Source organism: Neptuniibacter marinus (assembly GCF_001597725.1).
In the GTDB taxonomy this organism is placed as follows: Bacteria; Pseudomonadota; Gammaproteobacteria; order Pseudomonadales; family Balneatricaceae; genus Neptuniibacter; species Neptuniibacter marinus.
The window spans coordinates 39,834-55,416 of sequence record NZ_LUTR01000015.1; the positions used below are offsets into that span (position 1 = coordinate 39,834).

At 44.2% G+C, this 15,583-nt stretch carries 12 protein-coding genes and 4 tRNA genes; 1 reads left to right on the plus strand and 15 read right to left on the minus strand.

Annotated elements, in window-relative coordinates; all coding sequences use genetic code 11:
• Positions 1-5: 5 nt before the first annotated feature.
• The 13 genes from oadA to pncC all read right to left on the minus strand — a co-directional run bounded on the left by oadA (position 6) and on the right by pncC (position 10,837).
• Positions 6-1,787, minus strand: coding sequence for a sodium-extruding oxaloacetate decarboxylase subunit alpha (gene oadA, locus A3774_RS11000; protein ID WP_067867171.1), 1,782 nt, complete (start codon positions 1,785-1,787; stop codon positions 6-8).
• Between the two features lie 56 nt (positions 1,788-1,843).
• Positions 1,844-2,080, minus strand: a complete 237-nt coding sequence (locus A3774_RS11005; RefSeq protein ID WP_067867173.1) for an OadG family protein — start codon at positions 2,078-2,080, stop codon at positions 1,844-1,846.
• Between the two features lie 223 nt (positions 2,081-2,303).
• Positions 2,304-3,770, minus strand: a complete 1,467-nt coding sequence (gene thiI, locus A3774_RS11010) for a tRNA uracil 4-sulfurtransferase ThiI (protein ID WP_067867175.1) — start codon at positions 3,768-3,770, stop codon at positions 2,304-2,306.
• Positions 3,771-3,850: 80 nt separating this feature from the next.
• A tRNA-Arg gene (locus A3774_RS11015) sits at positions 3,851-3,927 on the minus strand.
• Between the two features lie 22 nt (positions 3,928-3,949).
• Positions 3,950-4,026, minus strand: a tRNA-Arg gene (locus A3774_RS11020).
• A gap of 22 nt (positions 4,027-4,048) precedes the next feature.
• Positions 4,049-4,125 (minus strand) — tRNA-Arg (locus A3774_RS11025).
• Positions 4,126-4,134: 9 nt separating this feature from the next.
• Positions 4,135-4,224, minus strand: a tRNA-Ser gene (locus A3774_RS11030).
• 59 nt (positions 4,225-4,283) lie between these two features.
• On the minus strand, positions 4,284-4,469 hold the full coding sequence (gene csrA, locus A3774_RS11035; protein ID WP_067867177.1) for a carbon storage regulator CsrA: 186 nt from the start codon (positions 4,467-4,469) through the stop codon (positions 4,284-4,286).
• Between the two features lie 142 nt (positions 4,470-4,611).
• Entirely contained in the window at positions 4,612-5,853 is a 1,242-nt protein-coding gene (locus A3774_RS11040; protein ID WP_067867179.1) for an aspartate kinase, read from the minus strand.
• 21 nt (positions 5,854-5,874) lie between these two features.
• A complete protein-coding gene (gene alaS, locus A3774_RS11045) occupies positions 5,875-8,469 on the minus strand; it encodes an alanine--tRNA ligase (protein ID WP_067867241.1) in 2,595 nt (864 codons plus the stop codon).
• Positions 8,470-8,672: 203 nt separating this feature from the next.
• Entirely contained in the window at positions 8,673-9,140 is a 468-nt protein-coding gene (locus A3774_RS11050; RefSeq protein WP_067867181.1) for a regulatory protein RecX, read from the minus strand.
• Positions 9,141-9,229: 89 nt separating this feature from the next.
• Positions 9,230-10,270 (minus strand): recombinase RecA, encoded by a 1,041-nt coding sequence (gene recA / locus A3774_RS11055; RefSeq protein WP_067867183.1) that lies wholly within the window; start codon positions 10,268-10,270, stop codon positions 9,230-9,232.
• 90 nt (positions 10,271-10,360) lie between these two features.
• Positions 10,361-10,837 carry a nicotinamide-nucleotide amidase gene (gene pncC / locus A3774_RS11060; RefSeq protein WP_067867184.1) on the minus strand — a complete coding sequence of 159 codons (477 nt, stop codon included), beginning with the start codon at positions 10,835-10,837 and terminating at the stop codon, positions 10,361-10,363.
• Between the two features lie 183 nt (positions 10,838-11,020).
• On the opposite strand from pncC, the gene mutS reads away from it, so the two are divergent.
• Complete coding sequence (gene mutS / locus A3774_RS11065) at positions 11,021-13,588, plus strand: DNA mismatch repair protein MutS (RefSeq protein ID WP_067867186.1); 2,568 nt, start codon at positions 11,021-11,023, stop codon at positions 13,586-13,588.
• A 48-nt stretch (positions 13,589-13,636) separates the two neighbouring features.
• Here mutS and rpoS read toward each other — a convergent pair whose 3' ends face one another.
• Both rpoS and A3774_RS11075 read right to left on the minus strand, forming a co-directional pair.
• The gene (rpoS, locus tag A3774_RS11070) at positions 13,637-14,644 is read right to left on the minus strand and encodes an RNA polymerase sigma factor RpoS (protein WP_067867188.1); all 1,008 of its coding nucleotides are present in this window, start codon (positions 14,642-14,644) and stop codon (positions 13,637-13,639) included.
• A 59-nt stretch (positions 14,645-14,703) separates the two neighbouring features.
• On the minus strand, positions 14,704-15,579 hold the full coding sequence (locus tag A3774_RS11075) for a peptidoglycan DD-metalloendopeptidase family protein (protein WP_156473704.1): 876 nt from the start codon (positions 15,577-15,579) through the stop codon (positions 14,704-14,706).
• Between the last annotated feature and the right edge of the window lie 4 nt (positions 15,580-15,583).

Consider the following 15,583-nt stretch of genomic DNA (forward strand, 5'->3'; position numbering starts at 1 on the left):
ATACCTTACGCCAGTGTCAGCAAAGAATCGCCAACCTGAACAGCGTCACCTTCGCTCACGTCAACAGACACAACAGTACCTGCGCGTGCTGCACGTACTTCCGTTTCCATTTTCATCGCTTCTAGGATAACAAGTACATCACCCTCTTGAACCGCCTGTCCTGCAGACACTTCAACCTTCCAAATGTTACCCGCTAGCGGTGCAGGAATATCTTCACCTTCGCCGGCAGGAGCAGGAGCAGCAGCTGGCGCAGCAGATGCGGGTGCTACAGCTGAGATATCTCCGCCTTCAGCCACTTGTACAACGTAGTTCTGACCGTTAACAGTGATTGTGTAAACTTCTGATCCAGATTTCTTAGGTGCAGACATCGCTAGTGCGTCCTCTAATGTTGGTGCAGGTTCAAATGCATCAGGATTATTACGATTCTCAAGGAATTTAAGGCCAATCTGTGGGAATAACGCATAGGTTAGAACATCGTCAATCTCGTTCTCACCAGTCGTTAGGTTGATGCCTTTTTCAGTTGCTAGATTTTTCAACTCAGCAACAAGCTTATCCATTTCTGGCTCAAGTAGATCAGCAGGACGGCAAGTTATCTCTTCGCCGCCATCTAAAACACGCGTCTGAAGTTCTACATTGTATGATGAAGGAGCTGCACCATACTCACCTTTAAGGATACCTTGAACTTCTTTAGAGATAGTTTTGTAACGCTCGCCCATAAGGACGTTAATCACCGCTTGCGTACCTACGATTTGAGACGTAGGTGTTACCAACGGGATCCAGCCTAGATCTTCACGTACTCGTGGAATCTCTGCCAACACATCGTCAAACTTATCAGCAGCGCCTTGCTCTTTCAGCTGGCCTTCCATGTTAGTCAACATGCCACCAGGTACTTGAGCAACAAGGATACGAGAATCGGTTCCACGTAGAGAACCTTCAAATTTAGCGTATTTTTTACGCACATCACGGAAGTAAGCTGCTATCTCTTCAAGTTGTAGCAGATCAAGGCCTGTATCGCGATCTGTACCGGCTAAGGCAGCAACTACAGACTCTGTAGCCGTATGACCATAAGTCATCGACATAGAAGAGATGGCTGTATCAACACGGTCAATACCCGCTTCTACTGCCTTCAGGATTGTCATATCTGACAATCCTGATGTAGCGTGCGCATGTAGCTGAACTTCTAGATCCGTTTGCGCCTTAAGACGGGAAACCAGATCAAATGCATCATAAGGCGTCAAGATACCTGACATATCTTTGATCGCAATAGAGTCGGCACCTTTATCTTCTAACGTTTTTGCATATTCAACCCACATATCTGTGGTATGAACAGGGCTTTTTGTGAAAGAGATTGTGCCTTGAGCATGCTTACCAGTTGCCTTAACAGCTTTAATCGCTGTTTCAAGGTTGCGTGGATCGTTCATCGCATCAAAGATACGGAACACATCAACACCATTGGTTGCAGCACGCTCAACGAATTTGTTTACAACATCATCGGCGTAATGACGATAACCGAGCAGGTTCTGTCCACGCAGAAGCATCTGCTGTTTAGTATTTGGCATTGCCTGCTTAAGCAGACGGATACGTTCCCACGGATCTTCTCCGATAAAACGAATACATGAGTCAAATGTTGCGCCGCCCCAGCTTTCTAGGGACCAAAAGCCTACTTTATCCAGCTTTTCCGCGATCGGCAGCATATCTTCAACTCGCATACGCGTAGCAAAAAGTGACTGATGTGCGTCACGTAAAACTACGTCGGTAATACCAAGTGGTTTCTTAGCGTCGGTCATGGGTAATGGCCTTCTGTCGATTAATGCAGATTATTCTTTATTTATCCGTTCTTTGTTTATGAACGGTATTTATGAACAGCAGCTGTCATTACAGCTATCAACTCATCATTACTAGCCGTAGCAGCTGTTGGTGCAGCTTTTTTTGCTTTCGGCTTAGCAGGTGTTTCTGGGAAATACTTGCTAACTACTTTTGACATTCCCGAAGTTGTGAATACCAACAAAGTTAGAAATACAAATACGAATCCCATACCAAAGGCCATTAATTCTAGGCCTTCTGATAGCAGATTTTCCATCTTATGGATGCTCCTGTACTTATCGAAACCCATTCGCTTAGTAAGCGACTTTTGATCCGTTTATAAATTATAAACGTTCACTAGCGAATGCACTGGTTGCAAATGGACCACAATTAAACCCGAAAAGTCTATTTCTGGCAATAAATTGAGATCAAAATTCATCTAATTAACGGCATAATACCCAAAAACATAGGCACACTGCCGCTTAAACTAAAAAACAGCCCTATTTTTCGGCTACACCTGGGCGGTACACTTTTACGTTACTGAAACCCCGCTCTTGCATTTGGTGGGCATGCATCTGACTCATCACACCTTTCTCACAGTATAGTAGATAATCTTTGTCTTCAGAAAAGCCATCTGCCGCGGTGGATAGAGCAAAAAAGGGTACCAACTGAATTTCACATCCCGGAATATTCAAGGGTTTCTTTTCCTGCTCATGGGGCGCACGAATATCAACGACAACTTGATTGGCACCGACGTTGGTTAAGGCCTCAACTTCCGCATGAATATTTACGTCTTCAACAATCTCGTCGATACTGATAACCTGGCGGCGCTCCAAGGCCCTTTCTAGCACTTCGTAGTCAAAATCTGACTCTTCCTTCTCGACGCGGTCTTTCTTAGCGCACGTCGTCGGACGATCAGAGATAACTCCGCAGTATTCAGGCATATTTTTAGCAAAATCATAAGCACCGATTTCACGCGTTATATCGATAATATCTTGCTTATCCATTGTTATCAGCGGCCTTACCACGAGCTTCTCTGTCGCAGCATCAATAATCGCCAAATTAGGTAACGTTTGACTAGAGACTTGAGCAATACTTTCGCCTGTTACTAAAGCATCTATCCCCATACGATCTGAGACCTGCTCGCTAGCCCTCATCATCATGCGCTTAAGAACAACACCCATATGTGAATGATGAACGGACTGAAGAATTTCACCTATAACTTCATCAAACGGGATGGTAATAAACTTAACCCGCGCAGAGGAGCCATATCGCTGCCATAAATACAGGGCAACTTGTTTCACACCAATCTCATGTGCATGCCCACCTAAGTTGAAGAAAAGAAAATGGGTTTTACAGCCACGTCGCATGGACATGTAGCTGGCAACAATGGAATCAAATCCACCTGAAATTAAAGACAAGGTCGCTTCTTGTGTACCGAGCGGAAAACCGCCAAGACCTTTGTAAGTATTCGTAACCACATGCAGCTTGTCGTTACGAATTTCTAAATCCACATAAAGATCAGGTTTATGCACATCCACTCCAAGGGCTTCTGAGTGCTGATTAAGCCCACCCCCTACATAACGTTCAACATCAATAGAACGAAACTCGTGTTTGCCTGAGCGCTTCACACGTACCTTAAACGTTTTGCCCCTCAACTCATCTGCATAAATAGCATGAGCTTTTTCGTATATATCGTGAAAATCGCCCAGCGGATACTCTGTCACTTCTACAAAGCTATGAATACCCGGCGTACGTTGCATAAGATCAACAACCTGAGCAATCGTATCTGCATTGGCTCCGTCACAAACCACATCGAGCTTATCCCAATGACCACGCACTTTAATCTGCTCGTCAACACGACGCATCATATTCTGCAGATTACTCTGTAATCGCTGAATCAAACGTTTGCGTACCGGACGGCTTTTAATAGTAATTTCTGGAAATAAACGAATAGAGAACTTCATAGCGGGGAGCTCAACAATATAAAGGAATATGAATGGTTATTATAAAACGAAGGGATATACATATACAGCTTAGGTTTAGATGGCGCGCCCGAGAGGATTCGAACCTCTGACCGCCTGGTTCGTAGCCAGGTACTCTATCCAGCTGAGCTACGGGCGCATATCTGAAATATTTTTTGAAGTGGCGCGCCCGAGAGGATTCGAACCTCTGACCGCCTGGTTCGTAGCCAGGTACTCTATCCAGCTGAGCTACGGGCGCATATCTGAAATATTTTTTGAAGTGGCGCGCCCGAGAGGATTCGAACCTCTGACCGCCTGGTTCGTAGCCAGGTACTCTATCCAGCTGAGCTACGGGCGCTTAATCAAATGGCGGTGAGCTAGGGATTCGAACCCTAGATAAGATTTCTCCTATACGCCCTTAGCAGGGGCGCGCCTTCAGCCACTCGGCCAGCTCACCAACAACGGCGCGTAATATACCTAACTGATTTTAAAAAGGAAAGAAAAGATTTAAATTTATTACTGATTTCCCTCTTCTTCCTTCTCACGTTGGATACGCTGATAGATTTCTTCCCGGTGAACAGACACATCTTTAGGCGCATTTACACCTATACGAACCTGATTACCCTTCACACCAAGGACTGTAACAGTGACTTCGTCACCAACCATTAAAGTTTCGCCTACACGACGAGTAAGAATTAACATGCTTTAGAATCTCCTTTGTACATCCAAGGCCAGCTTGCTCAAAAAAAACAACCTACACACCGGCATTCATCCAATACCCTGCCAATACGTTGCCCATATAATAACGCTAACCTAACTATAGACTAGCTTCTCACTATAAGTTCTATTTTTCACTTACAGAGTTGTTCGTATCTAGCTCAAAAACAGAGTGCAAAGCACGTACTGCCAGCTCTAGATACTTTTCAGCAATAACAACAGAAACCTTAATTTCAGAGGTAGATATCATCTGAATATTAATATTCTCTTCTGCCAAAGCATCAAACATTTTACTTGCCACTCCCGCATGAGAGCGCATACCAACGCCCACAATAGAAACTTTGGCAATTTTGTTATCTCCCACCACCTCACGGGCCCCAAGCGCCTCTGAGGCCTTCTCAAGCACGCTACGCGCAACATCGTAATCATTGCGATGCACAGTGAAAGTAAAATCCGTTGTGTTATCCGCAGCAACATTCTGCACGATCACATCAACTTCTATATTTGCACGACTAACTGGACCTAATATTTTGGAAGCCACACCTGGTATATCAGGTACTCCCATAACCGTTAGTTTTGCTTCATCACGATTAAACGCAATACCTGAAATAATTGGTTTTTCCACAGTTGACTCATCCTCTATGGTAATCAACGTACCCGGCCCATCTTGAAAACTATGCAGCACTCTCAAGGGAACCTTATATTTTCCAGCAAACTCAACCGCGCGAATCTGCAGCACCTTTGAACCAAGGCTGGCCATTTCTAGCATCTCCTCAAAGGTGATCACATCTAAGCGCTGCGCCCCACTAACAACTCTAGGATCAGTAGTGTATACGCCATCAACGTCAGTATAGATCTGACATTCGTCAGCCTTTAATGCCGCAGCTAATGCGACACCCGTCGTATCAGAACCTCCACGACCTAAAGTCGTGATATTGCCGTCAACATCAACACCTTGGAAACCGGCAACAACAATAACACGCCCCTCAGCCAAATCAGCTTGCATAGATGAGACTTCTATATCCTCTATCCGCGCTTTCATATGGGAAGAGTCAGTTAAAATTTTAACCTGACTACCCGTATAAGAACGCGCAGGAACACCTCTTTTCTCTAGCGCCATACAGAGTAGAGCTATAGTTACCTGCTCACCTGTAGAGAGCAGCACATCCATCTCACGAGGACTTGGTGTTTGCGGCTGTATCTCTTTAGCTAAGCCGATAAGACGATTAGTCTCACCACTCATCGCAGACACAACAACAACGATGTCATGCCCCTGCTGCTTGAAGCCTTGCACTTTTTCAGCCACAGCTTCAATCCGCTCAACACTACCTACGGATGTACCACCGTATTTTTGTACATACAGCGCCATAATTAATACCCTACGAGCAGATTAAACCGCTGCCTTAACAAGATCTTCTACTGAACCAAGCGCAGCAGACAATGCATCTAAATCCGTACCACCACCCTGCGCAAAATCAGGACGACCACCGCCTTTACCACCAATTTTACCCGTCAGGTCTTTGATGATATCGCCCGCTTTAATTTGACTTGTCAGTTCCTTAGTAACACCGGCTGCTAAAGCGATCTTGCCATCCTGCACAGTAGCTAATACGACCACGCCACTACCTAACTTGTTTTTCAACTGATCAATCGTGTCACGTAGTGCTTTGGCTTCTACACCTTCTAATTGAGCCGCAAGCACCTTAACGCCGCTAACCTCTATTGCAGAGCCAAGAAGATCTGAGCCCGCCGCTGAAGCCAACTTAGTTTTCAATTGCTCCAGCTCTTTTTCTAACTGACGATTTCGCTCAGACAATCCTTTAACTTTATCAATAACAGATTCGCGCGAACCTTTAACTAACGCTGAAACAGTAGACAAAGTTAAATCTGTTTCGTTCAACCAGTTAAGAGCGCCTAAACCTGTGACTGCTTCAATACGTCTAACGCCTGCAGCTACACCGCTTTCAGATACAATTTTTAATAAACCTATATCACCAGTACGCTTAGCATGAGTACCACCACAAAGCTCGATGGAGAAGTCCCCTCCCATAGTTAGGACTCTAACGGTCTCATCGTATTTTTCACCGAACAATGCCGCTGCGCCTTTCTCTTTAGCTGCATCTATTCCCATGATTTCAGTAACAACTTCTGAATTCTGGCGAATCTGCTCATTAACAAGACGCTCAACTTCACTTATCTGCTCAGCCGTCATCGCTTCAAAATGAGAAAAATCGAAGCGTAAACGCTCTTCATCATTAAGAGAGCCTTTTTGCTGCACGTGCCCCCCCAATACAGTGGAAAGTGCCGCATGCAATAGATGGGTAGCTGAATGATTCAAGGCAATCGCTTGACGGCGTACCGCGTCTACTTCAGGTAAAATATGATCACCTACAGTCAATGAACCTGAGGTTAATACACCATGATGGAGGTGATTTTTACCCTCTTTAGTGCAGTCAGCCACATCAAAACGAGCAGTATTTGACGTTAAAACGCCGCTATCGCCTACTTGACCACCCGATTCAGCGTAGAACGGTGTTTTATCTAGTACAACAATAGCCTGCTGACCTTCAGCAAGCTGCTGCACTTCACTTCCGTCAGAGAATAACGCTACAACCGTGGCTGTATCATTCAATCGTTCATAGCCAGTAAAGTCAGTCGAACCGTCAAGACGGATCGCATCGTTATAATCTACTGAGAACTTTCCAGCTGCACGCGCACGTTCACGCTGGGCTTCCATTGCCCGCTCAAAACCTGCTTCATCAACACTTAGCTCATGTTCACGTGCAACATCGGCAGTTAAGTCAAATGGGAAACCATAAGTGTCGTATAACTTAAAGATCGTTTCTCCTGGAATTTCTGAGCCATCTAACTGCTCAATCGCTTCCTGTAGTATACGCATACCGTGATCTAACGTCTTCGCAAACTGCTCTTCCTCTTTTAGAAGAACGCGCTCCACTTGAGATTGCTTCTCTTTTAATTCTGGATAGGCTTCGCCCATTTCCTTAACAAGCGCTGTCACTAATTGATTAAAGAAAGGACCACTTGCCCCCAACTTATTGCCGTGACGAACAGCGCGACGGATAATACGTCGCAATACATAACCGGCACCTTCGTTAGAAGGCAAAACACCATCAACAATAAGAAACGAACAAGAACGAATATGATCGGCAATTACACGTAATGATTTATTATCAAGATCACTCACGCCTACAGCCTCTGCCGTTGACTTAAGTAAGCTCTGAAACAAATCAATCTCATAGTTTGAATGGACGCCCTGCATGATTGCCGCTATACGTTCTAAACCCATCCCCGTATCTACGGATGGCTTAGGTAACGGCGTCATTTCACCGTCAGCACTGCGGTTGTATTGCATAAATACAACGTTCCAGATTTCGATGTAACGATCACCATCTTCTTCAGGGCTGCCTGGAGGCCCCCCCCAAACATCTTCACCATGATCAAAAAAGATCTCAGTACAAGGACCGCAAGGGCCGGTATCGCCCATAGACCAAAAATTATCTTCATCCAATTTAGAAAAACGCTCAGGATCAACACCGATCTCATTTTTCCAAATTTTCTCAGCTTCAGCATCTGAATGATGAACCGTGACCCATAATCGCTCTTTTGGCAGCCCCATCACTTCAGTGAGAAAGCTCCAAGCAAACTGAATAGCATCACGCTTAAAATAGTCACCAAAGCTAAAATTACCCAACATCTCAAAAAATGTATGATGTCGAGCGGTATAGCCTACATTCTCTAAGTCATTATGCTTCCCGCCGGCTCGTACACAACGCTGAGAACTGGTAGCACGAGAATAGCTTCGTTTGTCGCTACCGAGGAAAACATCCTTAAACTGAACCATGCCCGCATTGGTAAACATCAATGTAGGATCATTGGCAGGAATGAGGGAGCTACTCGCTACAACCTCATGGCCTTGCTTATTAAAATAATCTAAAAAAGCTTGGCGAATTTCAGCACTTGTCATGTATTTCATTAGATGAACCGTATGCGTGTCCGTTCCAGTAAACCTGCCAAATGACCGTCTAATAGCCACGACAGAAAAAAGTAACCACAAATATGGGCGCCATAGTATATATCCTGTACTGAAATTGTTCGAATATTTTTGAATTAATGACCATTAATAGGACGATTAATGGGGATCTATAACCTACATACCTAATTTATGCGTTAATTTGTATTTTTTAACACTTCATTTTCAGCATATTGAATTTCATCAAATGAGAAACCACGTTGACTCATAAAACGAACTCTTCTTGCACGCTCCTTATAATCCAAGGGCTTAGACGATATTGCATATTTGCGCTCATATAACTCAAACGCTAGCTCAAACCAATCAACTTCACTCGCCTCTAAGACCTCCTCGATAAGCGCTTCATCAACACCCTTACGCTTAAGATCAAAACGAATACGCATCAGACCATGCCCTTGAGACACCCTCATACGTATAAAGCTTTCAACAAATCTCAAATCTGATTGATAACCCGCCAATTCCAAGTCATTCAATACAGATTCAACGTCTATATCACCCGATATTAACAACAGCTTCTTTCGCAGTTCACCTTTAGAGTATTCACGCCGCGCGAGTAGAACTATCGCTCTATTCCATACATCTTTTTTAGTAATTTCTCTATCCATGACATTGCCTTTAGCAAGCTCTAGGCATTGAAACAAAAAAGACCTCCATCACTAAGTGAGGGAGGCCTTAATCTTAACCTAGTCTATTATTAAATAAGATCAAGATTCTCAGAAGAATCACTCTCTTCCTTTTCTGCAGGAGCAGCTGCCAATAAACGTTTACGTAATTCAGTTTCAATTTCATTAGCGATTTCACGATTTTCTTCTAAAAACTTCGCAGCATTAGCCTTACCTTGACCAATTTTATCGCCATTATATGCGTACCATGCACCAGACTTATCAACAAGCTTCTCTTTAACGCCGAGATCAATTACCTCACCCATATGGTAGATACCCCTACCATACATAATTTGAAACTCAGCCTGACGGAAAGGAGGTGATACTTTGTTTTTTACAACTTTAACACGTGTCTCGTTGCCAATAACCTCATCTCCCAACTTAACCGCTCCTGTGCGGCGTATATCCAAACGTACAGAGGAATAAAATTTAAGCGCATTACCACCTGTTGTAGTTTCAGGATTACCGAACATCACACCGATTTTCATACGGATCTGATTAATAAAGACTAATAGACAGTTTGAATTTTTAACATTGCCTGTCAGCTTACGCAGAGCTTGGGACATCAAACGTGCCTGCAAGCCAACATGAGTATCACCCATATCACCTTCAATTTCGGCTTTAGGTGTTAAAGCAGCTACGGAGTCAACAATAATCACATCCACCGCATTTGAGCGCACTAACATATCGGTAATTTCTAACGCCTGCTCACCTGTATCAGGCTGAGAGACCAGCAAACTGTCTACATCAACACCTAATTTTTCAGCATAGATAGGGTCCAACGCATGCTCAGCATCCACAAACGCGCAGGTTTTCCCTTCTTTCTGTGCTTCGGCAATCACCTGCAGAGTCAGTGTTGTTTTACCGGAGGATTCTGGACCATAAATCTCAACAATACGACCATAAGGTAATCCGCCTATACCTAGCGCAATATCCAGCCCTAAAGACCCTGTCGATACGGCAGGGATTGCCTCTCTTGGCTGATCTCCCATACGCATGACTGCGCCTTTACCAAACTGTCTTTCGATCTGCCCTAATGCTGCATCAAGCGCTTTTTTACGATTCGCGTCCATCTTAAACCCTGTCTAAGTTATTTCACATTACGTTGAAATATACTGTATGTATGGACAGTATTATTTCATAACATTTCTGGATTGCAACCCTCAGATAGTCAAGTTATGTAAAATTCCTTCAAGCGCAACCCTAACCGCTTGTTTTCGAACGGATTCACGATCCCCATTAAACTGAAAAACTGCCGTTCGGGTCGGCTTTTCATGCACCGCCCACGCAAACCAAACCGTACCAACGGGCTTTTCTTCACTCCCTCCACCAGGACCCGCTATTCCACTTGTTACAACAGACAACTGAGCAGAGCTATGTAATAAGACACCTTCGGCCATCTCAATCACCACATTCTCAGATACCGCTCCAAACGTCTCTAAGGTCTGTTCAGATACCCCTAGCATCTCCTGCTTCGATTGATTACTGTAAGTAACAAAGCCACGATCAAACCACTCAGAACTACCCGCCACGGCTGTTATCTCTTGAGCAATCCAACCACCGGTGCATGATTCTGCAGTAGCTATCATTACTTTCTTTTCGATCGCTTTCTTAGCAATCTCACATACTAGCTGTTGCATATAGACTCCACTTATCCACAACTTATCTCTTTTATTATTCTCATTTCTCACTAAAACAACAAAAAGAAAGACACGAACACATATATAATCGCATCTATGTTGTCATATCCATTTAACGTACAATGCCTCTAATAACTGCACCTAAACATAACTAACTTACTCAAAAATAGACAGTATAATCAGATGGTTACCAAAGCATCCCCAACCCACACCCCTATGATGCAGCAATACCTACGCATTAAGGCTCAACATCCTAATCAACTTGTCTTTTATCGGATGGGAGACTTTTATGAGCTTTTCTATGATGATGCAAAAAAAGCCTCTGAGCTACTGGATATTTCCTTAACTGCACGTGGAAAGTCAGGCGGGGAACCCATCCCTATGGCGGGCATCCCGTACCATGCAGCAGAGACCTATGTAGGCAAAATTGTCCGTGCCGGTGAATCCGTTGTCATCTGCGAGCAGATTGGCGACCCTGCCACCAGCAAAGGGCCAGTCGAACGGGCCGTTGCCCGTATTATCACCCCGGGAACCGTCAGTGATGAAGCACTCTTAGACGAAAATCGAGACAACCTATTAGTCGCTATCAATCAGGTTGATGATATTTATGGCCTCGCTATTGTCGATATAACATCAGGCCGTTTTAGTTTGCTTGAAGTTAATACTCAGGACTCACTTTTAAGTGAACTCGAGCGCTTACGCCCTTCTGAAACCTTATTCAATGAAGAAACGCCTCTAGGCACCTTGTTAGCTACACATAAAAGCTTACGGCCCCAAGCACCTTGGCACTTTGAGAACGATACCGCTCATAACCTTTTATGTCAGCAATTTAAGGTCAAAGATCTCGGTGGGTTTGGCTGCGAACAGCATAAGGTAGCAATCAGCGCAGCGGGGTGTTTACTCCAGTACGCGAAAGACACCCAAAGAACCGCACTCCCCCACATTCGTCGCATCCAAGTTGAGCACCACAACGATTGCGTCGCTTTAGATGCGGCCACCCGTAAGAATTTAGAAATTGATCAAAACCTGTCAGGCGGATTCGATAATACACTCGCCCAAGTAATCGACAAATGCCGTACTCCGATGGGGAGTCGTTTATTGAGACGCTGGCTGCATAGACCGTTGCAAGACAGAAGCGCCCTCTTAGCACGGCAAGCCTCAATCCAATGGCTTCAAGATGAATATCGTTTTGAAAACATAGAACAAGACCTTAAAAATATTGGTGATAGTGAACGAATCTTAGCGCGAATAGCCCTTCGTTCAGCACGCCCCCGTGACTTAGAAAGACTAAGAAATTCATTAAATGTACTGCCTAGCCTTCAAAATCAACTGCGGGGCACCACAGCGCCAAGAGTGGCGGAACTTGCCGAAACAATTAAAGAGTTCCCTACTTTAGCGAACTTACTCAGCCGAGCCATTATTGATAACCCTCCCGTAATTATTCGTGATGGCGGCGTGATCGCTGAAGGTTTTGATACAGAGCTCGATGAATTACGCGGTTTAAGTGAAAATGCTGGTGCATACTTGATTGAACTTGAGCGTCGAGAACGTGAACGCACAGGTATTCCAACCTTAAAAGTAGGCTATAACCGAGTACACGGTTATTTTATAGAGATAGGCAAAGCGCAAAAAGCGGAGCTACCCGCTGAATATATACGTCGCCAAACACTCAAAAACGCAGAGCGCTATATAACCCCTGAACTTAAAGAGTTCGAAGACAAGGCCCTATCCGCCAAAAGCCGCGCCCTATCACGGGAAAAAGCACTTTATGATGAGCTGCTTGAAACCTTAGCGACAGAACTCGCCGAATTACAAGATTCCTCAGCCGCTATAGCCGAACTAGACACCTTAAACAATTTAGCAGAACGCGCATCAACACTTGATTACGTCCCACCAACGTTGACGGATGAACCACAAATAAAAATTCAACGGGGTCGCCACCCTGTAGTTGAATCAGTTTTAGACGATCCTTTTGTCTCTAATGACTTAGAACTCGACGCTAAACGAAAGATGTTAATCATCACCGGCCCGAACATGGGTGGTAAATCCACCTATATGCGTCAAGCAGCGCTTATCACTTTACTGGCCCACATAGGAAGCTATGTACCCGCAAGTGCGGCAACAATCGGCATCGTTGATCGAATATTCACCCGCATGGGTTCATCCGATGACTTAGCAGGTGGTCGATCCACCTTCATGGTAGAGATGACCGAGACTGCTAACATTATGCATAACGCAACGGATCGCAGCTTGGTATTAATGGATGAAGTAGGTCGAGGTACCAGCACCTTTGATGGCTTATCCCTCGCTTGGGCATGTGCAGAAAATCTTGCCCGTGAAACCCGCGCTTTTACACTCTTTGCAACCCATTACTTTGAATTGACCAGCTTGCCAGAACAAGCACCAAGCGTATTTAATGTGCATTTAACGGCAGTGGAACACAATGATCATATTGTCTTCCTTCATGAAGTCAAAGAGGGCCCAGCAAGTCAAAGTTACGGTTTACAGGTTGCTCAGCTAGCTGGTGTACCGCTGCAAGTAATACAGCAGGCAAAAACAAAACTGCTACAGCTAGAACAAGATGTTACCGTCGCAGCACAGATGACAACACCGCCACCACCGGTTCAGAACGATATGTTTTCCGCACCGACTCACAAAGCCGTAAAAGAGCTTAAAAAGATAGCGCCTGATGAGCTTTCTCCACGACAGGCATTGGAGCTTTTATACGAACTAAAGGAATTAGTTAAATAAATACAAAAAACCGCCAATGGCGGTTTTTTTATCGAGATACAAAACAATCTATTGCTGAAGTAGATCTTCTCCACTTAAGCCATTTCTTTCGACAATATCACGCAGTTTACGCAGCGCTTCAACTTGAATTTGACGAACACGTTCACGGGTCAGACCAATTTCTCTCCCCACTTCTTCTAAAGTACTCATTTCATAACCACGAAGGCCAAAACGCCGAGATAAAACCTCAGCATGCTTCTCAGGCAAGCTATTCAACCAATTATCCAGATTCCCACTGATATTGGAGTTCTGAAGTAAAGTAGCAGGGTCGGTCGAAATAGTATCAGGGATGGTATCGAGTAAAGATTTGTCTGAATCTTTACCCATTGGCGTATCAATCGAAGTTACACGTTCATTGAGACCCATCATACGTTCTACGTTCTCAACAGGCTTCTCCACCAGCTCAGCTATTTCTTCAACTGAAGGCTCATGATCCAATTTGTGCGCTAACTCTCTTGAGGCTCGAAGATAGACATTTAACTCTTTAACCACATGAATCGGCAGCCTAATTGTACGAGTCTGATTCATAATCGCTCGTTCAATCGTTTGACGAATCCACCATGTAGCATAAGTTGAAAAACGGAAACCTCGTTCAGGGTCAAATTTTTCAACCGCACGAATCAATCCTAAATTCCCCTCCTCAATAAGATCTAACAGCGTAAGACCTCTATTGATATAACGGCGAGAAATCTTAACAACTAATCTTAAGTTGCTCTCGATCATTCGTTTACGTGCAGACTCATCGCCCTTAAGTGATAAACGGGAGAAATGAACCTCCTCCTCTGCACTCAAAAGTGGCGAAAAGCCTATTTCATTCAGATAAAGCTGTGTCGCATCCAAATTTTTAGCATTTAACAAATCTTTGTGGGCAATGCTACCGCGTCCCCGCCCACTATTTAAAAGCTCCTTTTTTTCTTCGGATGTTACAGTGGTCTGATCCGGTTTTTCTGGAAGCTGCTCATCGCTTACAGCAGCACCCTGCAACTCCAATTTGCAGTCGTTATCCATATTCTCCATAACCCGTTCCCTAAACGTCGCATTCAAAAAAAAAAAAACAGATTTTTTATTATTATTGGCTATCGCTTGGGTAAATACCTAAGTGGATCAACCGGTTTCCCATCACGTCGTATTTCAAAATGTAACATGACTCTATCCGCACCACTGCTACCCATCTCAGCAATTTTCTGACCTGTTTTAACCATATCATTTTCTTTTACTAAAACACGACTATTATGTGCATATGCACTCAAAAATTGCTGATTGTGATCAATAATTACGAGATTCCCATAACCTAACAAGCCATTACCCGCGTAGACAACCTTGCCTGACGCCGCTGCTTTAATCGCCAGACCTCTTGACCCAGCAATATCTATCCCTTTATTAATAACACCCTTTGTTTTAAATGTATTTAAGATTTTACCGTTTGTCGGCCACTTCCAGTAAATTTTACCTGAAGAATTTGTTTTAATTATGGGATTTTTACTCTTAGTAGTTGTTGTTTTTGCTGGCGGCTTAGCTGTAGATGAAGTCTTAGCTATACTCTTAATCTGCGTTTTCGTTGTTGCCTGAGCTTGAGGCTTAGATTTTGATGCAGGCTTATTAGCGACAACATTCTGCCGAGTAGACGTAATAATAGGCTTAGGAGCCACTATAGAAGAATCGCGAACAATTGATTCGCGTGAAGCTGCTGTCGCTGGCTTTAATCTTAAAGGCTGTCCAGGATAAATACTATAATGGCTGCCAATGCCATTCAAGGCAGCCAGTTGTCTATAATCCATCCCGTAACGAAACGCTATGGAATAAAGCGTATCCCCTTTTTTAACAATGTATTCTGATGTAGTCGGATGGATAGCTGCAGGCACAGCACGTTCACTAACGGGCGCATAAGTGTGTCCACCACATGCTACAAGCGACCCCGTTATAGTAAACGCTAAAAACCATCTTAGCAGCACAATA

Bases quoted from the DNA above. Each gene is read 5' to 3' on its own strand.
- oadA (WP_067867171.1), bottom strand. From the start codon at position 1,787: ATGACCGACGCTAAGAAACCACTTGGTATTACCGACGTAGTTTTACGT.
- A3774_RS11005 (WP_067867173.1), bottom strand. From the start codon at position 2,080: ATGGAAAATCTGCTATCAGAAGGCCTAGAATTAATGGCCTTTGGTATG.
- thiI (WP_067867175.1), bottom strand. From the start codon at position 3,770: ATGAAGTTCTCTATTCGTTTATTTCCAGAAATTACTATTAAAAGCCGT.
- csrA (WP_067867177.1), bottom strand. From the start codon at position 4,469: ATGTTAATTCTTACTCGTCGTGTAGGCGAAACTTTAATGGTTGGTGAC.
- A3774_RS11040 (WP_067867179.1), bottom strand. From the start codon at position 5,853: ATGGCGCTGTATGTACAAAAATACGGTGGTACATCCGTAGGTAGTGTT.
- alaS (WP_067867241.1), bottom strand. From the start codon at position 8,469: ATGACAAGTGCTGAAATTCGCCAAGCTTTTTTAGATTATTTTAATAAG.
- A3774_RS11050 (WP_067867181.1), bottom strand. From the start codon at position 9,140: ATGGATAGAGAAATTACTAAAAAAGATGTATGGAATAGAGCGATAGTT.
- recA (WP_067867183.1), bottom strand. From the start codon at position 10,270: ATGGACGCGAATCGTAAAAAAGCGCTTGATGCAGCATTAGGGCAGATC.
- pncC (WP_067867184.1), bottom strand. From the start codon at position 10,837: ATGCAACAGCTAGTATGTGAGATTGCTAAGAAAGCGATCGAAAAGAAA.
- mutS (WP_067867186.1), top strand. From the start codon at position 11,021: ATGGTTACCAAAGCATCCCCAACCCACACCCCTATGATGCAGCAATAC.
- rpoS (WP_067867188.1), bottom strand. From the start codon at position 14,644: ATGGAGAATATGGATAACGACTGCAAATTGGAGTTGCAGGGTGCTGCT.